The following is a 25,322-nucleotide window of genomic DNA, read 5'->3' as shown; positions in this document are numbered from 1 at the left end:
TATAATTATGCCTTCAATAATCCGGTTAATTTTGTAGATCCTGACGGAAGAGCACCCTATAACCCAAGGAGTTTTTATGGAGAACATTCTGCTTTCAACGGAGATTTTGACCGGAACACAACATTATTATATGGAAACGGCTCTTTTGGATCTACGAATTATGCTGCCTTTAGCTTTGCAGATGGAGATCAAGGTGGAGGTGGAGGAACCCAAGGTAATGGCCCTAAACCAGGTACTTGGCAATCTGTTAAAAATTTCTTCAAAAGTCTATTTGGAGGAGGTAAAAAAAGCTCAGGCCGATTAGAGGTTGGCCCTGCTGAAAGGATTGCTGATTATGATGCCGACGGAGTTAGATTATTTGGATTAATAACAGGTGCTAATTATAATCCAATGGAAGAATACAGAGCTAACCGTGATAATCCTTTTTATAATGAAGGAGAATCTAGCTTAGATAGGTCTTTTAGATTGATGAATAGCTCTCATATAGAAATAATGCAGGATTTTGGTGGCGGAGGATATAATATGTTTGGAGGATATGGGAGAATTGGAAATGTTGCAGGTGCTGTAGAAGAAGTTTCTATAATTTCAAAAATTTCTGCAGAAGCAGAAGCGAACGGTATTTTAAGTACTCAAAGAGGAATTAATCCAGCTAAAGTTGCCGAATATTTTGAACAAATGTCAAATGGCACCTACAAGCCCACCGGAGGAGCAGGATATATTTATGAAGGAAAATATATTTTAACAGATGGAAATCACAGAATGAATGCAGCTATTAAATATGGAATAGAAAGTGGCAATTTTAAATATATTGAGGAAATTATCAATAAAGGAAACTTTATAAGAAGAAATCCTTTAATAGATAATTATAAAGTTTATAAACTACCCGTAAAATAAAATAATGTATAAACAAATAATGATTTTTAATAAAAATATCGATTTAGAGATTGGAAGTGTATATGTAATGTTTAATAATTACTTATCACAAGATAACAAGTTAGATCCTTCAAAAAAAATCTTTTATATTAATTTACCTTTTCATAATTCTATTAAAATCTCAGAATATATAGATAATAAGGATTTATCTATTGAGAACTATGAAAAATTAATTAAAAAATACAATTTAGAATTTATAAAGCCTAAAGAAATTATTGATGTATTTAACCAGTTAGTTTATGCAATTATAAATGAGATTGAAAGCTATGATATTTTTATAGTTGGGACAATGGGAATAGATTTTGAAAGTATAAAGTTAATCCTTAAAGAGCTATTAAATATTGCTGAAACATATGAAAAAATATTCATTTTTATACAAAATGAATCAAAAAATCTTGATACTCTAGAAAAGGTCGATCTATTAAAATTAAATGATTTTGAAGCTTGGTATGTAAATAAACTAAGAGACAATGATGATGATGCATTTGTATTTAAGCAAAGATAAATTCAGCGTTGGAGTTACTTCCTTATTATAGGATGAAATTTTATACTTTTTATATCCTCTAATTTGAGAGAATTTTATAATAATTAGGGTATTGATTTCAATGCCCTAATTTTTAATTAAAATAAGTCACTTTAACTACTCAAGTGTCAACGCAGAAGTTTTTGAAGAGAACAATTATTATGCATTCGGATAAAGTATGAATATATAATGACTTATCAGGAAATCCAGCTTATCAATTATGCCGCAACAACTTTAATAAAATAAATTATGATAGAATTAGATTTAAATTCAGCTATAAATATATTATCATTAGATGACTATTCAAAGATGACAATTGAAGAACGTGAAAAAATGACTGATGAGGAAGGGTTTGATAAAGAAGAATTATTTGAATATATAAAAGATAGATATATTGGAATAAAATTATCATATATAGAGGAAAAAATCAAAAAATTGTATCAATTATCAATTAATGTTAATGGTACTCCAAAAGAATTATTTACATGCCCTTGTTGTAATTACAAAACAATTCTTGAAAAAGGAAATTATCAAATTTGTAGAGTATGCTTTTGGGAAGATGATGGAGGCAAGGATGAATCTAAGTATAGTCATGTAAATCATATGACATTAAAAGAAGCAAAAGATAATTTTAAAACAAAAGGAGCTATTTTAGAAAAGTTTTTAAAATTCGTAGATAGTGAAGGTAGATTGAAATATTATAAGAATGATTTTTTATGATAATTAATGAATGGTAAAATAATAAATGACTGAAGTTGCTATCTTTTTTAGGACGAAAAGTTTATCCTTCTTATATTCTCTAATTTGAGAGGTTTATAAACAGTTAGGTATTGATTTCAATGCCCTAATTTTAATTTAAAATAGATTTTGCTAAGACAGTGCAGAAGCTCTTGAAGAAAACAATTATTATGCGTTTGGATTAAAACACGACGGTTATAATGCCTTATCAGGAAATCCAGCTTATCAATACCAGTACAATGGCAAAGAGCTGCAGAAAGAAACCGGCTGGAGTGATTACGGAGCCAGAATGTATATGGCTGATATTGGCAGATGGGGAGTAATAGATCCATTAGCTGAGCAGATGAGAAGGCATTCCCCGTATAATTATGCCTTCAATAATCCGGTTAATTTTGTAGATCCTGACGGAAGAGCACCCTATAACCCAAGGAGTTTTTATGGAGAACATTCTGCTTTCAACGGAGATTTTGACCGCAATACAACCTTATTATATGGAAACGGCTCTTTTGGATCTACCAATTATGCTGCTTTCGGGTTTGCAAGTGGGGATCAAGGCGGAGGTGGAACTTCAACTTTTGGGCAAACACAGGCTTATAGAGATTTAATGGCAGGGAATACAAGCAGTATAACAAACAGTAATGGTTATTTAACATATTGGACTGGAGCAATGAGCTCAAGCGGATCTTTAATAAATGGCGAGGCAAATGTAGAACTGGAGTTAGGAGTAGCTCATAGACAATATGTAGGAGATGGACCAGCATGGGAAGCATATAAAAATATGGCTGATTGGAGTTCAATAGTAGCAGAGGGTGGATTTGGATATATTGCTAACCAAAGAACAGCACTTTATGATAGTGGATATTGGATAGATAATTTAGGGAATCAACGAAGTACTCGTTATGCTGGGAGGGCTATAGATTCACAAATAGGTTTAAGAAGTGATTATCTTAGAACAACTGCAAAATTTACAAAGTATGCAGAAAGAGCAGGGATGGTAGGAAATATAATTTCAGCTGGAGAAGTTTCTTATGGTATATATGAAGACGGCTGGAAATTTGGTAAGAAAGCACAGGTTGCAACTGCAGGAGCGATCGGTGGACTTGTTGGTGCAGCAGAAGGTGCCCTAATTGGAGCATATATAGAAACTCTTTTCCCTGTACCTGGTTTAGGAACAGTTTTAGGTATTGGTTTAGGATTTGGGGTAGGATATATTTATGGTGAGATTGCCTCGAGATCTGTAGAAAAAATGTATGAATAATAAATTATGAAAAATATAAAAAAAAATAGCTTAAAGCTTTCTCTTATTATTGTAGTTATGATTTTAATACTAATGTTGGGAGTATTTCTTATTATGAATCCAACCAAATATTCCAGTTTTTTATTTCGTAATGGGATGGTTATTTTTATAGCTGGAATAATTAATATAATTATTTCAACATATTGTATTTATCAATTAGGAAGTAAATTATTTGACCGAAATGCTATATTTTCTATTAATAGCAAAGGTATAAGTGATAAAATTAACATGTTGGATTATCCTAATATCAGTTGGAAAGATATTATTAAAATTGAAGAATATAATATTAATAATGTTCCTCATCTTAAAGTTTTCGTTGATAATCCACAACAATATATAAAGCAAAAAAAGGGATTAAAAAAATGGGTTTTAAATTTTAATTATAAAAAATATCACACTCCAATATTATTAAATAGTACTTATTTATCTTGTTCATTTGATGATTTAAAAAAAAGTATTTTAGATTCATATAAAGAGTATCAAAATAATTGAAATTTGTATTATGGGCAATGTTTCAAAAATGTTGGTTTTCTTTACTAATCAATATTAACGAGAAATAATAAGCAATAATTTTATAGAATAGAGTGATCGTTTGGTCACTCTATTTGTTTTTTAACAGAAAATTGGAATCCTTATGCAGGTAAAAGTTTACTCATGTATCAAATGTGTTGGTGAACAAAAAAGTAGGCGGAACAAACGCAGATGGCACAAAGCTTAAAAAGATCTATAGTTATAAAGACCCGATAAATTTTAGTTTAGTAAGTAAAATTACAGATTATTTAGATGGTTTTCAATATGAATCTGATGATACCCTTCTTAATCCTATGTCTAATGCATTATTGAAATTTATGCCGACTGCTGAGGGCTATTACAATTTTGAAAATAATAAGTATATTTACAGCTATACAGACCATTTGGGAAATGTGCGTTTAAGCTACTCCAAGAACCTGAATGGCGGCGCAGAAGTTCTTGAAGAAAACAATTATTATCCATTTGGATTAAAGCATGAAGGCTATAATGTTTTAGCTGGAAATCCAGCTTACAGTTATGGATACAACGGTAAAGAATTACAGAAAGAAACAGGCTGGGGAGATTACGGAGCGAGAATGTATATGGCTGATATTGGCAGATGGGGTGTGATAGATCCATTGGCAGAGCAGATGAGAAGATATTCTCCGTATAACTATGCATTTAATAATCCTGTAAGCTTTATAGATCCTGATGGGATGAAGCCGCATCAGTTTAGTATGCCTGGCGATTCCCGTCCTGACGCTAACACAGGAAGTGGTAATGTTTCAAAAATGTTGGTTTTCTTTATTAATCGAACTTAACGAGAAATAATTATTATTAATTTTATAGAATAGAGTGATCGTTGGGTCACTCTATTTGTTTTTTAATAGAAAATTGGAATCCTTATACAGGTAAAAGTTTACTCATGTATCAAATGTGTTGGTGATGATTTTATAAAATATGGCAAAACTAATTATGGAAAGCAACGCTATCAATGTAAGTTCTGCAAAGCCATAAAAGTGTTTTACAATATTCTTAAATCGTCCACTGGTCATTGACAACGGCTACCAGATATTGTTTCCCTTGAAATTCCTCAAAAACAAAACGGATAGTCTTCCAATCCATTTCGCCATTCTTTTCGGTACCTTTTATATAGTTTTCGGTAAAATCTTTACCGGGATATATTTCCTTTACATTATTCAGTGAATTTCCGCCAGCCTGGAATTTATTTAATGAATACTGTGCAGTGGTAAAATCTTTGGAGAAAACCCATTTTGCAAAATAATCCTTGATGGTTGCTTTATACGGATCTCCTGAGCCATCCTGAGCGCCCCATGTAAATACCGTCTTTGTCGGCTGGAATTTTTCAAAATCAGCTTTGGAAAAATGCATATCTTCTTTTGGGTTAACAAATCCATACATTGAAAAGCTGATTCCTTTTTCCGGATGAATAAATGTTGCAAAAGCTTTATAATCTTTACTTTTCAAAGCCTGCAGAATCCCATCATTAGCTGCCTTTACGGCTATCTCATCCGTTTTTTTCTTCTGCACTGCCGTCTCCATATTCTTTTCCCTGGCCTGAGCCATAGAATCTATCACATTCGGAACAGGTTTTTCCGGGTTTTTCTTACAAGCCGCTAACAAGGCTAATGACAATACTGGAATAATGAAGTTTTTCATCTTTTCAATTTTTTAATTCATAAAAAACACCAAAACTGATGCCAATACAATACTTATGATAGATAAGTTCTGTTGCTGGTTTTTCGATTAATATAGTGGTTTTTAAGTAAATTTGTTCTATGGAAATTTTAGACATCCTTATTATCGGAGGCGGGCCTATTGGTCTCAACTGTGCTCTTGAAGCCCAGAAAAACAATCTCACTTACCTGATCATAGAAAAAGGAACTATCGTCAATTCCTTATATCATTACCCTTTATATATGCGTTTCTTCTCCACGGCAGAAAAACTGGAAATAGACGGTATCCCGTTTATTTCTACCGCCCCCAAACCGGGAAGACAGGAAGCCCTGGAGTATTATCAGGGAATCGCCCGGCAGAGGAACATCAATATCAATCTCTATGAAAAAGTTCTGAAAGTTTCCAAAACCGGAGATATCTTTGATATTGAAACCTCAAAAGCGGCTTATAAGGCCAGAAATGTAGTGATTTCCACAGGATTCTACGATATCCCGAATCTGATGAATATTCCGGGAGAAAATCTTCCGAAAGTGAAACATTATTATACAGAACCTTACCCATATGCAAAGCAGAAAGTCGTGGTCGTAGGATCAAGTAATTCTGCGGTGGATGCAGCCCTGGAAACTTACCGGAAAGGAGCCGAGGTAACTATGATCATCCGCCATTCCGAAATTTCCAAAAGTGTAAAATACTGGGTAAAACCTGACATTGAAAACAGAATTGCAGAAGGAAGCATCAAAGCTCATTTTAACTCAGAAATAGTAGAAATTACCGAAAATTCTGTCATTTTTAAAGATGAAAACGGACAGATTAGGGAAATTGAAAATGATTTTGTCCTTGCCATGACCGGCTATCTTCCCGATTTCGAGTTCTTAAGAAATTCCGGGCTGGAACTGCAGGGCGAATGTCTGAATCCATTATACGATCCGGAAACCATGGAAACCAATGTTCCGAATCTGTATCTGGCCGGTGTTGTCTGCGGAGGAAAGGATACCCACCTTTGGTTTATTGAGAACTCACGCGTTCATGCGCAGATGATTATTGGAAATATACTTTCTAAGAAGTAATTATCACTTTGTTGATTTTAATTCAATTTTTGCAAATTCTGACGTAATGACAGTCTGTTAAAATTCAACATGGGCTCCGAAGATAAAATTCCTTTTTGCAGCAGGATTATAGAAACGGCTTCCAAAAGCATTGATATCAAAACCGGCAACGTAATCCGTATTGTAAAGGTTCTGAATCTGCAGATGTACATTCAGCTTTGCACCATCAATCTGTATTGGAAATCCTAACCTGATATTGCTTATCAGGCTTGGTTTTGACCAGACAGAATTGGCATCGTTCAAAGGTATTTTTGAGATATAGTAATGAGAATAGTCTACACTAAGCTTTTTGAAAAAAACAAAATTGAATAAGCTGTTTACCGTTGTGTCCGGTACTCCTGTAACCTCATTTCCTGAAAAATCATTCTCCAGCTGTTGGTAATTTCTGAATTTAAAATCATAGAAGCTTCCGGAAAACCGGAACTTAAAGCTGCTGAATATTTCATTTTTAAGATGAAAATTTTTAGACTCTAAAAGAACTTCCACCCCTTTCTGGGTGATGTTCCCCTGATTGGCAAAATATTCCTGCCCGCTTTCATTTTGCCTTCGTACAATAGCATCTTTCATTCTGAAATCAAAATAACTCCCTTCAATAAAAATAATATTTCCAAACTGCTTTCTTATACCAACCTCTTTATTCCAGCCGTATTCAGGAACAAGATTAACATTAAACTCCTGGTTGGAAGACCGGATTTCTTCACTTGTAGGAGCTGAATTTCCTTTTCCGATTTTCCCTCTTATCGAAAAACCTTTTCCCAGCAGATAAGTAACTCCAAAGTTCGGAAGCCACTGTTCTTTAAATTTCACCCTACCCTCTTCCGAAACCGGATACATCCTCTCCCATTCATAGGAATTTGAATTTAAGCCTATCGAAATATCGGTAAAGAGCTTTTTATTAAAATTCAGTTTTTGTGACAGAAAATAAAAGCCGGACTTATTTTTTAGCTGATCAAAATTCTGAGGGCTGCCCGGTATTCCTTTATTGTTGTTATAATTCTTAACCAGAATATTTTGATTCCCGCCCTCAAACCCTACCCTCAACGCCAAGGATATACTGTTCCAGTTTTTTTCAAAATTAAAATGAGTCCTCACTGCAAAATTCCTTTCAAACCTGTTTTCAAAATTCGTGATGAAAGGATTTTTAAAATCTACATAAGAACCCTGTACTAAAAGAAAGTGCGAAAAATATGAGCTAATAGCCGTTTCGTGCGAAATTCCTGCTAAAATCATTTTATTACGGATTCCTGCATGCTGTTCCTTAGCACCCGGAAACCCGCCGGCAGAAGGTCTCGCCTGTTTCCTGTCGGATTCCATCTGGTTTAGGGTTAATCCGCCCGGAGTCTCATAATCCAGATCGGAAAGCAATAAGATCGCATTTAATGAAGCTCTGGGAGCATACGTAAAACGGTCTTTAACATAGATCTGTTGCCTCTTTACAGCCGACTGCTCACGGTAAGAGTCTGTCTGGTAATAATTTTGAAAAAGCTCAAAGAAATTTTTTCCTTCTTGGCGGGCAACATCAAGATGCTGCTCAAAAGTTCCGTAACTTCCTATTTCAACTCCGGCAGACAAATGATCAGTCCTTCTGGTTTGCAAAAGCACCGTTCCACCGGTCACAGCTCCGTAATCTCCACTTTCCGGGCCTTTATAGATCTCCATCCTGTTAATAAGCTTCGGGGATATGATATTAAAATAAGTATTCCCGGAAGCATCAGATAAAATGAAATCGTCAAGATAGACTTTGATATTCCGTACGCCAAAAGGAGATCTCAGGGTGCTTCCACGGATTGATATCCTGTAGCTGGCTGGTGAGCGCTCTTCCATTCTGGCTCCCGCAATTTGATTGACAGCTTCCAGAAGTCTTTCCGGAGGATTCTGCCCCAGAAGATTTTCAGAAACAACGGCAACGGATTTCGTAGAGGTCATAAAGAGAACCGGTTTCTTATACGCATCAATTTTAACCTCAGATATCAGAACAGCAGTATCCTTTTTCTGCGAAAAGAAAAACGACACAGTGAGAATAAAAAAGAATGCTGATAATCTCGTCATCAGCACAAAGCTAGCAAAGTTTACTGTAATTTATATACATAGGGTAAAAACCCGCAACTTTTAACGTTTAATTTCTCTTTTTTTAAGCATCCACGGAATCACAAAATAAAATCCTGCAGCAATGCCCACAGCTAATACTCCGGTTCCTATCCACAAAGTATTGAAGCCCAGTTTATCTGCAGTCATGGTTCCCAGATACGGTGTAATAATAAAAGCTAAAGCAACGGCTATTCCGTTCATTCCCATATAAGCACCTTTGTTATTCTCCCCTGAACGCAGAGCGGTTATGGTAGATATAAACGGAAGTGTCCAGATCTCGCCAATACACAGCAATGTCATAGAAACAACAAGGGTAAGAATGGAATGATCAAAAGCCAGCATTGCATAAGAAACCCCACATAATATAGTCCCTATGAACAAAGTAAAGGCAAGGTTGAAATATTTTTCCGCGATCTGTACAAAGCCCATCTCCAGAAGTACAATCAGGAAACCGCTATATCCAAGAATATAACCGATACTCTGCTGGCTCAGATGCGCAGTATCCTTATAAAAAATAGTGAGTGTACTGAATAACTGGAAAAAACAGATGGCGAACAGCATACAAAAGAAACTGTAAAGCAGGAATTTTCCGTCGCGGTATGGAGAATTTTCTTTTCTAACGGCAATGGCTTCTTTTACTTTTTTCGGCTTCAGGGAGGCCAGCTTATTCCGTTTTCCGAAGAAGCGGATATACATTAATCCTGCCAGTAATGCAGCCAGGGCATTACTGAAAAATAAAAATTCATAAGAAATAGCGGAAAGTATACCTCCCAGTGCAGGTCCTATAGAAAACCCCAGGTTAACCGCCATCCGATTGAGCGAAAAAGCCCTGGTGATATTTTCAGGTTTAGCATATTTTGTAATGGCTACCGAGTTGGCAGGACGAAAAGTCTCGCTCACGATACTTTGGATCAGAATAATAGCAGCCAGCCCCACCTCTGTTTTAAAAAGCGGAATCAGGCAGAACAAAGGCACACTCAGAAGCAGGCTCAGGCTCTGAACACGGTACTCTCCGATTTTATCGGTAATTAATCCTCCCAACCATGAGCCCAATACGGAACCTAATCCGAAAAAGCTGAGAATAATCCCTGAGTTTTCAATACTAAAATGAAGATGCCCCGTCATGTACACTCCCAAAAACGGAAGTACCATAGAACCTGCACGATTGATGAGCATGACCAGCGCCAGCATCCAGCTTTCTTCTGAGAGTCCTTTAAAAGAACCCGTATATATGCTAATTAATTTCACAATATTATTATTTTATGGGGAGAAAATTGAGTGAAGTGCAAAAATAGGCAAATTGGCCAAGAATGCCTTTTAAAAGGCACTTTTTTTATCAATCATATTGATAGAGACAAGGGTATAACACACCCTTGGGAATTAATAAAATAATCTTCATTATTCAATTTGATTTAAACCATTAAACAAAAAAGCAGGACTTGTTGAAGGTCCTGCTTTTATATTTGATCATTGTAAGATTATTCCGGTTTGAATGAATCTTTCAATGTTACCGTACGGTTAAATACCAAATTAGAATCCGTAGAATCCTGATCTTTTGTAAAGTACCCGATTCTCTGGAACTGAAGCGGCTCTCCTACAGCGACATCTTTCAGGCTTGGCTCAGCAAATCCTTTAATGGTCTTTACCGATTCCGGATTGATAAAGTTCAGGAAATCTACGTCCTTCTCTGCATCAGGCTGCTCTACAGTAAAGAGTTTTTCATAGATTCTTACATCTACCGGGATAGCATGTGTTGCAGATACCCAATGAAGTGTACCTTTTACTTTTCTCAGGCTTTCTTCGGTTCCGCTTCCGGATTTGCTCTTTTCATCATAGGTTGCATAGATCGTAGTGATCTCGCCGTTTTCATCCTTCTCTACCCTTTCCGCTTTGATGATGTAAGCTGATTTCAGACGAACTTCCCCGCCTAATTTCAGTCTGAAGAACTTATTATTAGCCTCTTCTTTAAAGTCTTCTCTTTCGATATATAATTCTCTGGAGAAAGGAACTTCTCTTGTCCCTGCATTTTCCTGTTCAGGATTATTTTCAGTTTCAAGCCATTCTTCCTTACCTTCAGGATAATTTTCGATAACCAGCTTTACAGGATCTACGACTGCCATCACACGTTTTGCCACCTTATTCAGGTCCTCACGCACACAGAAATCAAGCAGCTGGATCTCAATCAGGTTTTCTCTTTTGGCCACCCCTACTTTTTCAATGAAATTTTTGATTGATGCCGGTGTGAAACCTTTTCTTCTCATTCCGGAAATGGTAGGCATTCTCGGATCATCCCAACCTGTCACTACTTTTTCAGCAACCAGCCTTTGAAGCTTTCTTTTGGAAGTGATCATATAAGAGACATTCATTCTTGCAAATTCTCTCTGCTTAGGCGCTATTTTAGATTCATCATATACCTGCTCAAGATACCAGTTATAAAGCGGTCTGTGATTTTCAAACTCTAATGAGCACAATGAATGTGACACCTGCTCCAGATAATCTGATTCACCGTGTGCCCAGTCGTACATCGGATAGATTTTCCACGCTGTACCGGTTCTGTGGTGAGGCCTTTTCAAAATTCTGTACATGACAGGATCACGTAAATTCATATTCGGGGAAACCATATCAATCTGAGCACGAAGAGACATTGAACCTTCCTCAAACTCTCCGTTCTTCATTCTTTCGAACAGGTCAAGAGACTCCTCTACCGGACGGTTTCTGTACGGTGATTCTATTCCAGGTTCTGCCGGATTCTTTCTCTGTTCAGTAATCACTTCAGACGGCTGCTCATCTACGTAAGCTTTCCCGTCTTTAATCATCTGTACAGCCCATTCATAAAGCTGTTGGAAGTAGTCGGATGCATACAGCTCTTTATCCCATTGGAAACCTAACCATTCCACATCTTTTTTAATAGAATCCACGAATTCCTGCTCTTCTTTCTCAGGATTCGTATCGTCGAAACGAAGGTTTACGGGAGCATTGTATTTTTCACCCAGCCCAAAGTTGATGCAGATGGCTTTCGTATGGCCAATATGCAGGTAACCATTGGGTTCAGGGGGAAAACGGAAACGGATCTGTTCTTTTTTCAGACCGTTTGCCATATCATCTTCAATAATTTGCTCAATAAAATTGAGTGATTTTTTTTCTTCTTCCATTTAAATTAGCTTTTATTGTATGCAAAAAAAGTCTGGCAAAGTTACGGAAAATTTAGGGCTTACGGAAATGATAATCTAAATGCTGAACGGGTAATAAATTCATTATTTTTAACTAACTTAGATATAACCAATTTACAATATTTACTGACTATGGCTGTTTATATCCTAAGCAATCGTAAAATCGTCCGTCACAAAGGCGAAAAAGCAGATTCATTTTCAAATGATGAATACTCTATTCCCAATTTCAGGATCGCAAAATGTGATTTTGGCACCTACAAAGAGCCTACTGCAGCAGCCAAAAAGAAGAAAGATTATACCAACCGCAATATCTTAAATTACAAATTATTTTCGGAGCCAGAAAAGCAGGGATATGAAGATGTCCTGGAAGTTTTACGGAGCGAAAAAGGCATTAAAAAATCTCCACTGGCAGCCAATAATCTCGGAGGAACCCAAAGGATGTTCTATGAATTATATAAGAATATGTCTTCTACAAAAGAAAGAAGCGATGTGTTGATTTTTATTCATGGGTATGCCTACGATTTTGATGATGAATTAAAAGCAATTATTGATCTTAAAAACCTGTTTATCGATAATCCGGCATCCCCTGTAGAGCATATTCTTTTTGTGAGCTGGCCAGCTTCAAGCAGTATTATTCCTCTGACTTATTTTGATGACAAGGCATCAAGTATTAATTCAGGATCATCGCTGATGCGGCTGTTCTATTTTTACACCCAATTTTTAAAAGACATTTTTTCAACCCGCGACCTCGCTCCCTGCAATCAACGAATACATCTGATCGCCCATTCTCTTGGAAACAGGGTACTTCAAAGTATGCTGTACAGCCTTAAAAAAGAAAATATCCTCCGCGTTATCGATCAGGTTTTGCTTTTAAATGCTGATGTATCCTATAAAGTCTTCGAAGACTCTGAAGATTCATATAATAAGCTTCCGCTGCTGGCCAACCGTATTTCTATTTATCTCAACAGAAAAGACACGATATTGGGGATTTCACAATTTACTAAAAATATTCTGACCCCCAGATTAGGTAAGAACGGCCCCAGCGATATTGAAAAACTGAAAGATATCGTTTCTATCATCGACTGTACTTTTGTAGAGGATGATATCCTGAACAGTTTTAAATATGAAATAGGAAACCATTGGGGATATCTTTCCAGCTCAATGGTTCAAAAAGATATTTTTCAGAATTTACATGGAATTGACAGAAATTTAATCACAGGGCGATTAAAAAATAACGAAAATATTTTCACAATTATTTCTTAATGATTAATTAAAAAAAACACTAAAAAGTGAACTGTATGTTAAACTTTATTTCAATACCTACATTGGCACAAAGATTGTAAATTATCATTACAAAGAGAAATAAAATATTTTATCATGAAAAGAATTAAAAACAAGTTTTCTTACATAGTGAGATATATTAAGAAAGCAATTTTTGTAAAAGACGTGATTTAATAAAAGAGTATTAATCTTTATAATAAGTTATCCGACCCTAACATTATTTTATTCTTATTTCTAAATCCAACATCTTCTTTATTAGTTTAAAGAAGTTATTTGTAATATCCGTAATTAAGTATGAAAGATATTTATTCCCAATGAATATAGCAGCTGGGTCCTAGAAAGACAGCAATCTCTGAGCACATAAACAGCCCTGCCCATAGAATTTAATTATTTTTCTTTGCGTGTCTTGAACCAGAGCAGTTCGTTGTTTAGTTCTAAACTAGATTCAAAATTATTTACAAATAAAGATCCGGTTCCCAAACCTTGGGGCATCGGATTTTTTTTTGTAAATGTATATTGTGCGATGGCATTCAGGCCTATATTACTTTCGAGCGCGGAAGTGATCCACCAGCCGATTTTCTGCTCCTCTGCAAGTGAGATCCATTCATCTGAACCGGCAAACCCACCAACCAATGCAGGTTTAAGAATAATGTACTGAGGTTTAATGATTTCCAAAAGATTTCTCTTTTCAACAGGATCTGTAATTCCTATCAGCTCTTCATCCAAAGCAATGGGAGTTAGAGTTTGGGTGCATAAAAATGCCATATCATTCCAGTTTCCAGCTTTTATAGGCTGTTCAATAGAATGAACATGAAGATCTGCAAGCTGCTGCAGAACAGTCTCTGCTTCTTCCCTATTAAATCCGCCATTAGCATCTACCCGAAGTTCCAACACATCTTTTGAGAATTTTTCTCTTAACTTCTGAAGGATTTTGTGCTCAGATTCCCAGTCAACTCCAATCTTCAATTTGATACAATGGAATCCTTTTTCAAGCTTTTCCCGAATCTGCTCTTCCATATACTGAATACCTCCCATCCAGATAAGTCCATTGATCACGATAGAAGATTTCCCTTCGGTAAATTTACTTGGGAAATACAGATGCTCCCCGTACTTCAGATTCAAAACTGCCTGCTCATATCCGAACCATATAGATGGAAATTCTTTTAGCTCATCTTTTAAACACAGATAATCCTGGTCAATATTCTCACAAAGCCATTGGAGTTTTTCTTCATAATCCGGTCTGTCATCAAAACTCAATCCCCTGAATACAGCACACTCCCCTGTTCCTGTTCTTCCGTTTTCTTCAATCTCGAGAATAAAGGTCTCTTTTTCATGCAAAACGCCACGAGATGTTCCGCTCGGGCGTTTGAATTCTAATAAATATCTGAAATATTTTGCCTTCATTATTTTACACTGTCAATCCGCATGAATTCCTCCGCTTTTTCCACCATCTGAATACTTCCGCAGAAAAACGGAATTCTCTGATGCAACTCTGTAGGCTCTACTTCAAGAATTCTTCTGAATCCGTCTGTAGCTTTTCCTCCGGCTTGTTCAGCAAGGAATGCCATAGGATTACATTCGTACAGCAGTCTTAGTTTTCCGTTCGGAGCCTGGGAATAGGAAGGGTAAATATAAATTCCCCCTTTCAGCATATTTCTGTGGAAATCTGCCACCAGAGAACCAATATATCTCGAAGTGTAAGGGCGGTCTCCTTCTTCCATCTGACAGTATTTAAGATAGTTTTTTACACCCTGAGGGAATTTGATATAGTTTCCTTCGTTGATGGAATAAATCTTTCCATTGGTAGGAAATGTCATATTAGGATGAGAAAGATAATAAGTTCCTAATGAAGGATCCAGAGTAAATCCGTTTACGCCGTTTCCGGTAGTATAAACAATCATGGTAGAAGAACCGTAGATTACATATCCTGCTGCGATCTGGTTGATGCCTTTCTGAAGAAAATCTTCCAGCTGAACGGGAGTTCCTGGTTCTGTCACCCTTCTGTAAATAGAGAAAATAGTTCCAACGGAAACATTCACATCAATATTGGAAGATCCATCCAAAGGGTCAATCAGTACAACATATTTACTTAAATGACCGTTTTCACCACATTTAATGTCAATAAAATCATCATTTTCTTCCGAAGCAATACCACAAACAACCTCTCTCTGAGACAAAGCCGTAATAAAAATTTCATTGGCGATTACATCAAGTTTCTGCTGTTCTTCGCCCTGAATATTCTGGTTTCCGGCAGCTCCTGTTATATCTACGATTCCGGCTTTATTTACTTCTCTGTTTACCACTTTTGAAGCCAATCTTATAGCACTCAGAAGACGGGAAAATTCACCTGTAGAATACTGAAAGTCATCCTGTTTATCTATAAGAAATTCTCCTAAAGTCTGTAATGGTTGATTTGACATATTTTTCTTTTTACGTTTTCCCCAAATTTCGGAAAATTTATCGGAGAAAGAAAGCTTTTATTAGAAAAGACCTTAATGATTGTTTTTCAACATTATACAGAATCAACAATGATGTATACTTAAAATTAGCACGGTATCATTACTCCCCATTTGATGACAATAAATTAAGGAAATTCTGATAATATCCCTTAAGCATCAATTTTAATTAAATTTTAATTAAATCTTAATTTCATCCAACCGCCAGAAACTTTCATATCTCGTTGTAAATTTATAATTTTGACGTCCGTAAAAAACTCATGTAATTTTTAATCTAACAATTTTATTTTTAACAAATTAATGAAAATTTTCAAGTTTGGTGGGGCATCTGTAAAAGATGCTGAAAGCGTAAAAAATGTGTCCATGGTTTTACAAAGCCAGGGATTTACCAAATGTCTGCTGGTTATTTCAGCAATGGGCAAAACGACAAATGAATTGGAAAAGGTTGTAGAACTTTATTTCAAGAAGGATAACTATCAGACTGAGATTGAAAAGATTAAACGAAAACACATTGAGATTGCGGAAGGCCTGTTTCCTGAAAACCATGCAGTTTTTGCTGAGATCAATATATTTTTTGATGATATCGATTCTTTTTTAAGAAGAAACAAATCTCCTAATTACAGCTTCGTGTATGACCAGGTCGTAAGCTGCGGGGAAATGATCTCTACAAAAATCCTGAGTGAATACCTGAACGAAATTCAGTTTACCAACCAATGGCTGGATGCCAGAGATTATATCAAAACGGACAGTTCTTACAGAGAAGGTACGGTAGACTGGGCAAAAACAGAGGAATTTATTTCAACTTTAAATACGGATATCTGCTATGTGACGCAGGGATTCATCGGTTCTGACGACAATAATTTTACAGTAACTTTAGGAAGGGAAGGTTCTGACTACTCTGCCGCTATTTTTGCGTATTGCCTGAATGCTGATGCCATGACGATCTGGAAAGATGTTCCGGGAGTAATGACGGGGGATCCAAGGAAATTCAGCGATGTTTCTCTTCTTTCTAATATTTCTTATGAAGAGGCCATTGAAATGGCTTATTACGGAGCAAGTGTCATTCACCCGAAAACATTACAGCCTCTGCAGCAAAAAAATATCCCTTTTTATGTAAAATCTTTTGTAGATCCTACCAAAGGAGGAACTAAAGTTGGAGCTTCAGATAAAAACCAACATGAAGAATCTTATATCTTAAAAGAGAATCAGGTTCTGTTAAAGATCTCAACGAGAGATTTCTCATTCATTGCGGAAGACCACATGAGTCTTATCTTCGGATATCTTTCCAAATATAAGATCAAGGTATCTCTTATGCAGAATTCTGCTATTTCATTGGCTTTATGTCTGGAAGACAAGTTCAATCATGTGGATGTTCTTAATGATGAACTTCAAAAAATATTTAAAACCAAAGCAGTTAAAAATGTATCTTTATTCACAGTAAGAAATGCGAAGATGGATCATATTGACAAATTTTACCAGGGAAAAAGTGTATTATTGGAACAGATTTCCAAAAATACGGTTCAAATGGTAACACAATAATTTTAACTGCGACTAAACACATATGAGTTTAATTTCGAAAAACGATCTTATCACTGCCTCCGGCTTAAGCAAAATTGGGTTCCTTAAAAACCCGGTCGCATCGGCCGTGATGAGTATTGCCAAAATAAATGAAGTTAATAGATTATACGACAAATTAAAGGATAAGGAAGGCAAAGATTTTTTCGACTCATTTGTAAGAGAAAGGAACTTAAGCTATGTCGCTTTTGAAGAAGATTTGGCAAAAGTTCCGAAAACCGGACCGTTTATTCTGGTCTCGAACCATCCTCTGGGTGCTATTGACGGAATTTTAATGTGTAAAATCCTTTCGGAAGTGCGTCCGGATTTTAAAGTAATGGGGAATTTCCTTCTGGAAAAGATTAAACCTATGGAACCGTACGTGATTTCTGTAAATCCTTTCGAAAACAGAAAGGAAGCTTACAGCAGCACTTCGGGAATGCGTGAAACGTTGAAACATCTTCAGAATGGAGGCTGCGTGGGTATCTTTCCGGCAGGAGAAGTGTCGAATAAGAATAATCTCTATGGAGAAATTCTTGACAGAGACTGGGAAAAGCCTGCTCTTAAGCTGATCAGAATGGCTAAAGTACCGGTAGTTCCTCTGTATTTCCACGCTAAAAACAGCCGCCTGTTTTACCAGATTGCAAAGCTTCATCCAAGTTTACAGACGCTTATGCTTCCTGCAGAAATGATGAACGACAGGGAAAAGCCTATCAGAATCAGGATAGGAAAGCCTATCACGGTAAAAGCAATGGATGAAATGGAAACCATTGAAGAGCTGGGAGAATTCCTGAAGCGTAAGGTATATATGATGAAATCTTACTACGAAAAGAGAAAATCATTGGCCCAAAGCATCAACCTTAAAAATTTAACGTTAAAATTTCCGCTCTTAAGAGAAGAAAATATCGTCCAGAATATCATTGATGAAACCCCCACGGAAGATATCCTGAAAGACATCAACCGCCTGAAAGGGACAGAAAAAATGTTGTTCAGTAACGGAAATTACGAGATCTATTTCACGACTTATGAGGAAATACCGTCTGTCATGAGAGAGATCGGCCGCCAAAGAGAGCTTACTTTCCGTGCTGTGGGTGAAGGAAGCAATCTACCGTTCGACCTTGATGAATATGATAAGCATTATCATCATCTTTTCCTTTGGGACAGCAGCGCGGAGAAGCTTGCCGGGGCCTATAGAATGGCTTTGGGGAAGGAGGTTATGAAGAAATATGGAATCAAAGGGTTCTACACAAGTTCTTTATTTGAGTTTGAACAGGACATCCACCCATTCTTTAAAAAGGTGATTGAAATGGGCCGTGCTTATATCTGTGAGGAATACCAGCAGAAGCCACTTCCACTTTTCCTTTTATGGAGGGGAATTGTTCATGTATGTTTAAGGAATTCCGATCATAAGTTTTTGATGGGTGGCGTAAGTATTTCCAATAAATTTTCTGAATTTTCCAAATCTCTGATGATTGAGTTCATGCGCTCAAACTACTTTGATTCAGCAGTTGCACAGTATATCACGCCGAGAAATGAATACAAGGTAAAGCTTCGCGACCGGGATAAAAATATTTTCTTTGAGGAAATGGAATCTGATCTTAATAAGCTTGACAAGATCATTGATGATCTTGAACCTGAATTAAGGTTACCTGTTCTGATCAAAAAATACATCAAACAGAATGCAAAAGTGATTGCTTTTAATGTAGATCCGAACTTCAATGATGCTATCGACGGATTGATGTATATCCGGATCAGTGATCTTCCGGAAAGTACGATAAAGCCTGTATTGGAGGAGATGAGCGACCATATAAGAAAAGAGCAGGAAAATAATTCGGCTGAAAATCAGTAGGTTTTATTTTTATTAAAAAAAAGTACGGTTAATACTTGCTTCATATAGAAAAACTTACTACTTTTGCATCACTTTAAAACAACGAAGTAAGTCAACAAAAATATAAATGGTTTCTTAGCTCAGTTGGTAGAGCAATGGATTGAAAATCCATGTGTCCCTGGTTCGATTCCTGGAGAAACCACTTGAAAACCTCTAATTTATTAGAGGTTTTTTTGTTTTTATTCGGTACACTTTCAATCAATATTTAAACACAAATACGTGCTAATATACTTCATTGATAACATATTTGAAATTTTCCGGTCATACAGCTAATTTCATTTTCACAAACTTCTATTCAGAACGAGCCAAGTTATCAATTGAAGCCTCTATAATTCTTTTAATAATTTCCTTGAATCCCAGACGGTGGCAAATTCATCATGTAAATTGGCAAGGGCTGTCATATGAATCAGTTCAGCATTATATTTTTCGCCATTTATCCCTACCCTGTCGAATGCTGCTGTTGCATCTGAAATCACATACGTTTCATACCCAAAGTTCCCTGCCATCCTTGTCGTTGTTGAAACACAGTGATTCGTAGTTATTCCTATAATTACTAAAGTATCAATATTCTGTTCGTCCAGTCTTTCTTTTAAATCTGTTCCGATGAAGGCACTGTTTACATTTTTTGTAATAACAGGTTCAGTATTTTGAGGCATAACATGATCATTGAACTGAAAACCAGGATCTGATTTATGCAATTTAGACTCCGGATTATCAGAACTATGTCTGATATGAAAAATGGGAAGTCCCAGGTCTCTCCATTTTTCCAGCAATATTCCACTGATCTTTTCTGCATCTTTATTATTTCTATTGCCGCCCCAATACTCTTCATCCAAAAATCCTGTTTGAATATCAATCAGCATCAGAGCTGGTCTTTTATCTCTTAACTTTATCATTTTATATTATTCTTAATATGATTAAAATATACGGCTGTAAAGGAATTCCTTATATCTGTCGTTTAAAGGAGAATCAAACAGATCAAATACGTGCAGTGCTCCCGGTATCACCCACAGCTCGGTTTTGACTCCTGCTCTATATAAAAGTTGTGAAAATTCTATATTTTCATCCCTTAAAGGATCCAGCTCACAGGCTACTATTGTTGTTCTTGGAAGATCACGAAAAGCATTGTAGTTCGTAAGATCTGCATACTTTATGCTTTTATCCTTATTATCATTTCCCAAAAAATGAAGCCAGGCGGTTTCTGCATATTTTTTATTCCATAAAGGAGCATCTGTAAATTCATTCATGGAAAAGGTATTAAGCTTATTGTGAATTACCGGATATAATAAAAACTGGTGTTTTATATTTTTTATTCCTTTATCATTAGCCATCTGGGTAACAGCCGCAGCCAGATGCCCGCCGGCACTTGCCCCAAAAACAACAACATGATCCGGGTCAATTTCAAGCTGTTCTGCACCATGTTCAATGATCCACTGCAGCGAGTTAAATCCGTCCAGTACCGGAACAGGGAATTTATATTGCGGAGACAGCCTGTAATCAACCGAAATTATTGTAGCATTAAGACGCTCTGCTATTTCAAACATTTGGTTATCTACCTGTTCCGGAAGGCCAAAGACATATCCTCCTCCGTGAAAATAGATGATGGTTCTGTTTTTATCAAATTCTTCAGACTGATAAATATGAAGTCTTATTGGATGGCCATCCAAGGAACTTTTTATGAAAACATCCTTAACATTGATTTTATCCGGTCTATTAAGTGGATTATTCCTTGCAAATGCTTCTTTTTCTTTCTGAATAATTTCCGGATTATTAAGAAATTCAGTTTGATTGATTTCCAATGAAAATGGAAAACTATCTATACTTTTCTTCAGGTCTTTATCAATTCTATTGAAATCCATTGTATTATGTAATGCGTTTTTGGATGAACGAATTTTAAGTTTTGGCCAACTGTCAATCTCTTTATTTTTGTAAATTTATATGATGAATATCGGGTCTCCAAACACTCAATGAATTGTGCGGAACGAACAAAAAAGTAAGTATGAGCATTAAAGAATCATCAACCAATCATGAAAATAAAAAAGGTCTGGAACTTAGCTGTTCTGAAATATATGCCGTAAACCTGATCAGCGGCCGGTGGATTCTTTCAATCTGCTACTGCCTTAAAACAGGAAAACGGAGATTTTCCGAACTCAAGAACAGCATCCCAAATATCAGTGAAAGAATGCTGACCATGCAGCTCAAAAAAATGGAAGAAGAAAGACTGGTTCTAAAAAAAGTCTATGCAGAAGTTCCTCCAAGAGTAGAATATGAATTAACGGAAATCGGGCGACAGTTGATCCCTGTTTTAGATCAACTGGAAATATGGGGTGAAGACCATAAGAAAATAAAGAAAGGCTTATAAAAAATGACTGTATTGATTTTTAAGCAAATACAAATCACAAAAGATATCTTTGCACATATTTTTGAAATTAACCATAAAAAACTTGCACAATATTGCAAAAAGTTCTATTTTTGCACCCACGTTAAACAACGAAACAAATTGGTTTCTTAGCTCAGTTGGTAGAGCAATGGATTGAAAATCCATGTGTCCCTGGTTCGATTCCTGGAGAAACCACAAGAAATAAGACAATTTCTAACAAAACCCCTCAAATTATACAATTTGAGGGGTTGTTTTTTATGTGTTCATGATCTGTCATTTTAATCAAGGCCCGTAACAGTCTTAAAGTTCGTTAATATAGAGCATACCAACTCAAATTCATCCTCTATTTTTTGGAAAATAACTATCTTCGCCTACAAATCTAATTTGAAAATGAAGAAGATCATCTCCGGGGTATTTGTTTTCTGCTCTGTTGTTATACTGGCTCAGGAAGCCATACAGTTCCAGGAACTACCTTTCAAAGACATTATAGCAAAGGCAAAAAAAGAAAAGAAACTTGTTTTCATCGATGCTTACGCTTCCTGGTGCGGGCCATGTAAAATGATGGAGAAAAATGTATTTACCCAGAAGCCTGTAGGAGATTATTTCAACACCAATTTTGTCAATGCAAGATTCGATATGGAAAAAGGTGAAGGAAGGGAAATTGCTGCCAAGTATGGAGTACGCTCCTATCCTACTTATCTTTTCCTGAATGGTGAAGGTGAGCTGGTTTCTCAGAATTCAGGTTATATGGAACAAAGCATGTTTGTGTCCATGGCCCAGGATGTTAATTCTGCAGGCAATAAAAAAGGCTCTTTAAAAGAACGTTTTGCCAATGGAGAGAAAGATCCGGAATTCCTGATCAACATTATGAAACTGAACTCCTCCTCAGATTATGATTTCGCTAAAAAAGCTTCCGAACGGTATTTTGAAAACAAAAAGAAAACAGAAGAAATTTCTAAAGAGGAAATAGGCTTTCTGTTATTTTTTGTAAAATCGACGGAAGACAGTAACTACAGCACATTTACAACAAGAAAGGCTGAAATTATTAAATATCTGCCGGAAGAAACTTACAATGAATTTGACAATCAGCTGAAGCTTTCAAAAATAGTTGAGCAGTCTATTGATGATAAAAATAAAAGGATCAACGACGATTATTTCATGAAAACGGCTGAACCGTTAGTAGGAAAACAGCTCGCACAATCCAAACTGAATCAGACGAAACTCAGCTATTATGAGCAGAATGCCAATTTCCCCGAATTCGAGAAAGCAGCTTTGGAATATTATAAAAACTCCGATGCATTTGAGCCTAATGAACTGTTGAGAGCAGCATGGGTATTCAGTGATCACATCAAAAATCCAGCATCACTAAAGAAAGCCTCAGAATGGGCAGAAAAATCTGTAATGCGTGGCGAAACACCTGAAAACACTTACATTCTTGCCAAGCTTTATTTCCTTACCGGAAATAAGGAAATGGCCAAAAGCTACGCAGAAATGTCTAAAAATATGGCCGTTCAGACCAGCAAAGACTCCAAACTCGCAGAAGAATTATTGAAACAAATAAAATAAATGCTAAAACACAAATTTCTCACCACATCTATCACACTTCTGTCTGCAGTAATGCTGACAGCCCAGGAACAAGAACAGGAAAAAAGTCTATATATCAAAGGAAATGCACTTCTGGCTCCAGTTGGGCTTATCAATATCGGTCTTGAAAAGCAAATAACCTCGAAGATCACGATGCAGGGCGACGTTCTGGTATCTCCATGGAAGTCTTTTGCAGGACATGAATTTCAGTATTATTCCCTTTCTCTGGAGGGAAGATATTATTTCAATGAGGCATTCAGCCATTGGTACGTTGGAGCTAATGTTGGAGTATCTTCATTTGTACTTCAAAAATGGAATTACTGGAAGGATGTTGCCTATACCAATGACCGAAATGAAGTATTTGTTAAATCTAATCTATATCAAAAAGGATTTTCATTTTTAGTTGGCGTTACCGGAGGATATCAATTTAAAGTATCTGACAGATGGAATATTGATGTATACGCAACTCTTGGCTCATCTACAGATTTCTACAAGGGATATGACCGTACTACCGGCAAGCGGTATGAATTGGCCCAGAAATATAATAAAAGCGGAGAAATTCTTCCTTACAGAGGAGGTGTTATGATTTCTTATAAATTAAAATAAACGCATGAAACTTTTCGGAAAAAATCATATCATTATTTCAGTAATCACTTTTGTGATCCTTTTTTTAATGAATTATCTCGGAAATGACCTGCCCGACAAAATGGAAAGGGCATTAATGACAGCTTTTGCAGGGGTAATAGGTTTATCGCTCGGGCTTTTCATTCTTAATAAAGGTAAGAACAATAATAAGCCTCCACAGAATTTTGATTGATAAAAAGTGAACAGGCAATGGTGAATTTACTTCGCTTGTGAATCTTTAGCATACAAAGATTCACAATTGACTGGTGAAGCCAAATTCACAATTGACGTTCAACTAATCCTTGTAAACAACATACTTAGTACGGATCTTTTCGAACTTTTCCAGGTCACTTTTCCATGAAGCTTTGATTTCCTGAATTGATTTTCCGGCTATGATCTGTTTTCTGAATTCATCCGTTCCGGCCAGCTTATCAAAGAACAAATTCTCCAGGAAGAAGCTCTGTTTAGTATTTTTATAGTTTTTATAAGATTCAATCAGCCATTCAAGATTGAGTTCTCTAAGATCTTTCGGATAAGCAGAAAGATCTTCACCATAACAAAGCTTTCCGTTCAGGAAAGGATCTTTTGCTCCAAAATTAGGTTTTGGCGTAAACTGATAAGGAAATCCCTGCGTCCATGGAGAACCATAAATCTGGAATGGAAGACTTGTCCCTCTTCCCACAGAAACCTGAGTACCTTCAAAAAAACATAGACTTGGATATAGATTGATAGATTTATCATTAGGTAGATTCGGGGAAGGCTTATCTAAAATCGGGTAACGTTTATTTTTGTGATAATTTTTCATAGGGATCAGGGTATATTTTGCCTGAACTCCATTTTTCAGCCACTTTTCGCCATTCACCATTTTTCCATACTCTCCTATCGTTAATCCGTAGACTACAGGAACTTCATGCATTCCTACGAAACTTGACCATTTTTTCTTTAAAACAGGGCCGTCAGTATATCCGTCATGTGGATTTGGGCGGTCCAGCACCATTATTTCTACATTATTTTCTGCCCCGGCTTCCATCAGATAGGCTAAAGTTGAAATATAGGTATAGAACCTGACACCAACATCCTGGATATCAAAAATAACAATATCAATACCTTTTAACTGTTCAGGTTTTGGCTTTTTGTTATTTCCGTATAAAGAAATAATCGGGATTCCTGTTTTGGTATCTACCCCATTTTTCACTTTCTCTCCTGCATCCGCGTCTCCTCTGAAGCCATGTTCGGGAGCGAATATCGCTTGGATCTTAATATTATTTTTCACCAAAAAATCTACCACATGGCTTTTATCACTCATCAAGCCGGTTTGGTTAGTCACCACTCCTATTGTTTTATTCTTAAGCAGCGGCAGATAAAGCTGAAACTGATCTGCGCCGGTTTTGAAATCCGGCTGATCCTGAGTCTGAGAATAATATTGATTGAATACTCCTAAAAAAATTAGGCAAATAAGAAGTAAATTTTTAATTTTGAAATCTAAATTCAT

The 25,322-nt window shown here is 36.3% G+C and carries 21 protein-coding genes, 2 tRNA genes and 3 pseudogenes; 17 read left to right on the top strand and 9 right to left on the bottom strand.

The genetic code is table 11. The features are described 5' to 3' along the window. The 7 genes and pseudogenes from DRF60_RS21235 to DRF60_RS21965 all read left to right on the top strand — a co-directional run. Window positions 1-894: pseudogene (locus DRF60_RS21235) on the top strand (hypothetical protein); the annotation flags it as partial. Between the two features lie 4 nt (window positions 895-898). Further along, window positions 899-1,438 carry a hypothetical protein gene (locus DRF60_RS19040; RefSeq protein WP_116014510.1) on the top strand — a complete coding sequence of 180 codons (540 nt, stop codon included), beginning with the start codon at window positions 899-901 and terminating at the stop codon, window positions 1,436-1,438. 267 nt (window positions 1,439-1,705) lie between these two features. After that, entirely contained in the window at window positions 1,706-2,176 is a 471-nt protein-coding gene (locus tag DRF60_RS19035) for a CPCC family cysteine-rich protein (RefSeq protein ID WP_202974466.1), read from the top strand. Between the two features lie 160 nt (window positions 2,177-2,336). Then, a pseudogene (locus DRF60_RS21665) lies at window positions 2,337-2,606 on the top strand (RHS repeat-associated core domain-containing protein); the annotation flags it as partial. A gap of 852 nt (window positions 2,607-3,458) precedes the next feature. Next, window positions 3,459-3,983, top strand: a complete 525-nt coding sequence (locus DRF60_RS19025) for an STM3941 family protein (protein ID WP_116014507.1) — start codon at window positions 3,459-3,461, stop codon at window positions 3,981-3,983. A gap of 179 nt (window positions 3,984-4,162) precedes the next feature. After that, window positions 4,163-4,720 (top strand): annotated as a pseudogene (locus DRF60_RS19020) (RHS repeat domain-containing protein); the annotation flags it as partial. Window positions 4,721-4,894: 174 nt separating this feature from the next. Continuing rightward, window positions 4,895-5,059, top strand: a complete 165-nt coding sequence (locus DRF60_RS21965; RefSeq protein WP_449384874.1) for an IS1/IS1595 family N-terminal zinc-binding domain-containing protein — start codon at window positions 4,895-4,897, stop codon at window positions 5,057-5,059. Here DRF60_RS21965 and DRF60_RS19015 read toward each other — a convergent pair. Continuing rightward, window positions 5,037-5,681 (bottom strand): hypothetical protein, encoded by a 645-nt coding sequence (locus DRF60_RS19015; RefSeq protein ID WP_116014505.1) that lies wholly within the window; start codon window positions 5,679-5,681, stop codon window positions 5,037-5,039. The two genes, DRF60_RS21965 and DRF60_RS19015, sit on opposite strands and share 23 nt — an antisense overlap. A gap of 119 nt (window positions 5,682-5,800) precedes the next feature. On the opposite strand from DRF60_RS19015, the gene DRF60_RS19010 reads away from it, so the two are divergent. Further along, window positions 5,801-6,766 carry a YpdA family putative bacillithiol disulfide reductase gene (locus tag DRF60_RS19010; protein WP_116014502.1) on the top strand — a complete coding sequence of 322 codons (966 nt, stop codon included), beginning with the start codon at window positions 5,801-5,803 and terminating at the stop codon, window positions 6,764-6,766. A 57-nt stretch (window positions 6,767-6,823) separates the two neighbouring features. Here DRF60_RS19010 and DRF60_RS19005 read toward each other — a convergent pair whose 3' ends face one another. The 3 genes from DRF60_RS19005 to DRF60_RS18995 all read right to left on the bottom strand — a co-directional run bounded on the left by DRF60_RS19005 (window position 6,824) and on the right by DRF60_RS18995 (window position 12,045). After that, complete coding sequence (locus DRF60_RS19005; RefSeq protein ID WP_116014500.1) at window positions 6,824-8,854, bottom strand: TonB-dependent receptor; 2,031 nt, start codon at window positions 8,852-8,854, stop codon at window positions 6,824-6,826. 60 nt (window positions 8,855-8,914) lie between these two features. Then, on the bottom strand, window positions 8,915-10,084 hold the full coding sequence (locus DRF60_RS19000; RefSeq protein WP_116014520.1) for an MFS transporter: 1,170 nt from the start codon (window positions 10,082-10,084) through the stop codon (window positions 8,915-8,917). A gap of 287 nt (window positions 10,085-10,371) precedes the next feature. Next, window positions 10,372-12,045, bottom strand: coding sequence for a glutamine--tRNA ligase/YqeY domain fusion protein (locus tag DRF60_RS18995; protein WP_116014497.1), 1,674 nt, complete (start codon window positions 12,043-12,045; stop codon window positions 10,372-10,374). A gap of 150 nt (window positions 12,046-12,195) precedes the next feature. Between DRF60_RS18995 and DRF60_RS18990 the strand changes: the two genes are divergently transcribed. Continuing rightward, window positions 12,196-13,326 (top strand): alpha/beta hydrolase, encoded by a 1,131-nt coding sequence (locus DRF60_RS18990; protein WP_123902705.1) that lies wholly within the window; start codon window positions 12,196-12,198, stop codon window positions 13,324-13,326. Window positions 13,327-13,731: 405 nt separating this feature from the next. On the opposite strand, the gene DRF60_RS18985 is transcribed toward DRF60_RS18990, so the two are convergent. After that, window positions 13,732-14,748 (bottom strand): o-succinylbenzoate synthase, encoded by a 1,017-nt coding sequence (locus tag DRF60_RS18985; RefSeq protein ID WP_116014492.1) that lies wholly within the window; start codon window positions 14,746-14,748, stop codon window positions 13,732-13,734. Beyond that, entirely contained in the window at window positions 14,748-15,764 is a 1,017-nt protein-coding gene (gene fbp / locus DRF60_RS18980) for a class 1 fructose-bisphosphatase (RefSeq protein WP_040998657.1), read from the bottom strand. Before fbp ends, DRF60_RS18985 begins: the two co-directional genes overlap by 1 nt. A gap of 336 nt (window positions 15,765-16,100) precedes the next feature. Between fbp and DRF60_RS18975 the strand changes: the two genes are divergently transcribed. The 3 genes from DRF60_RS18975 to DRF60_RS18965 all read left to right on the top strand — a co-directional run bounded on the left by DRF60_RS18975 (window position 16,101) and on the right by DRF60_RS18965 (window position 19,384). Then, window positions 16,101-17,339 carry an aspartate kinase gene (locus DRF60_RS18975; RefSeq protein WP_116014490.1) on the top strand — a complete coding sequence of 413 codons (1,239 nt, stop codon included), beginning with the start codon at window positions 16,101-16,103 and terminating at the stop codon, window positions 17,337-17,339. 22 nt (window positions 17,340-17,361) lie between these two features. After that, on the top strand, window positions 17,362-19,203 hold the full coding sequence (locus tag DRF60_RS18970) for a lysophospholipid acyltransferase family protein (RefSeq protein ID WP_116014487.1): 1,842 nt from the start codon (window positions 17,362-17,364) through the stop codon (window positions 19,201-19,203). Window positions 19,204-19,311: 108 nt separating this feature from the next. Then, window positions 19,312-19,384: transfer RNA gene (locus DRF60_RS18965), tRNA-Phe, on the top strand. Between the two features lie 184 nt (window positions 19,385-19,568). Here DRF60_RS18965 and DRF60_RS18960 read toward each other — a convergent pair. Together DRF60_RS18960 and DRF60_RS18955 are read right to left on the bottom strand one after the other, a co-directional pair. Continuing rightward, window positions 19,569-20,135, bottom strand: a complete 567-nt coding sequence (locus DRF60_RS18960; RefSeq protein ID WP_116014517.1) for a cysteine hydrolase family protein — start codon at window positions 20,133-20,135, stop codon at window positions 19,569-19,571. Between the two features lie 24 nt (window positions 20,136-20,159). Then, entirely contained in the window at window positions 20,160-21,101 is a 942-nt protein-coding gene (locus DRF60_RS18955) for an alpha/beta hydrolase (RefSeq protein ID WP_116014485.1), read from the bottom strand. 140 nt (window positions 21,102-21,241) lie between these two features. Between DRF60_RS18955 and DRF60_RS18950 the strand changes: the two genes are divergently transcribed. The 5 genes from DRF60_RS18950 (at window position 21,242) to DRF60_RS18930 (ending at window position 24,023) form a co-directional block, all read left to right on the top strand. Beyond that, on the top strand, window positions 21,242-21,604 hold the full coding sequence (locus tag DRF60_RS18950) for a winged helix-turn-helix transcriptional regulator (protein WP_116014482.1): 363 nt from the start codon (window positions 21,242-21,244) through the stop codon (window positions 21,602-21,604). A 140-nt stretch (window positions 21,605-21,744) separates the two neighbouring features. Then, window positions 21,745-21,817, top strand: a tRNA-Phe gene (locus tag DRF60_RS18945). 195 nt (window positions 21,818-22,012) lie between these two features. Continuing rightward, complete coding sequence (locus tag DRF60_RS18940) at window positions 22,013-23,188, top strand: thioredoxin family protein (RefSeq protein ID WP_116014480.1); 1,176 nt, start codon at window positions 22,013-22,015, stop codon at window positions 23,186-23,188. Beyond that, window positions 23,189-23,812 carry a DUF3575 domain-containing protein gene (locus DRF60_RS18935; protein WP_116014477.1) on the top strand — a complete coding sequence of 208 codons (624 nt, stop codon included), beginning with the start codon at window positions 23,189-23,191 and terminating at the stop codon, window positions 23,810-23,812. A gap of 4 nt (window positions 23,813-23,816) precedes the next feature. Further along, window positions 23,817-24,023, top strand: a complete 207-nt coding sequence (locus tag DRF60_RS18930; protein ID WP_116014475.1) for a hypothetical protein — start codon at window positions 23,817-23,819, stop codon at window positions 24,021-24,023. Between the two features lie 102 nt (window positions 24,024-24,125). Here DRF60_RS18930 and DRF60_RS18925 read toward each other — a convergent pair whose 3' ends face one another. Continuing rightward, window positions 24,126-25,322, bottom strand: coding sequence for an exo-beta-N-acetylmuramidase NamZ family protein (locus tag DRF60_RS18925; RefSeq protein WP_116014515.1), 1,197 nt, complete (start codon window positions 25,320-25,322; stop codon window positions 24,126-24,128).

This window comes from Chryseobacterium elymi (genome assembly GCF_003385495.1).
GTDB lineage: Bacteria > Bacteroidota > Bacteroidia > Flavobacteriales > Weeksellaceae > Chryseobacterium > Chryseobacterium elymi.
Note: the sequence above shows the minus strand (reverse complement) of the source record. Positions and strands in the feature narration are given on the sequence as shown.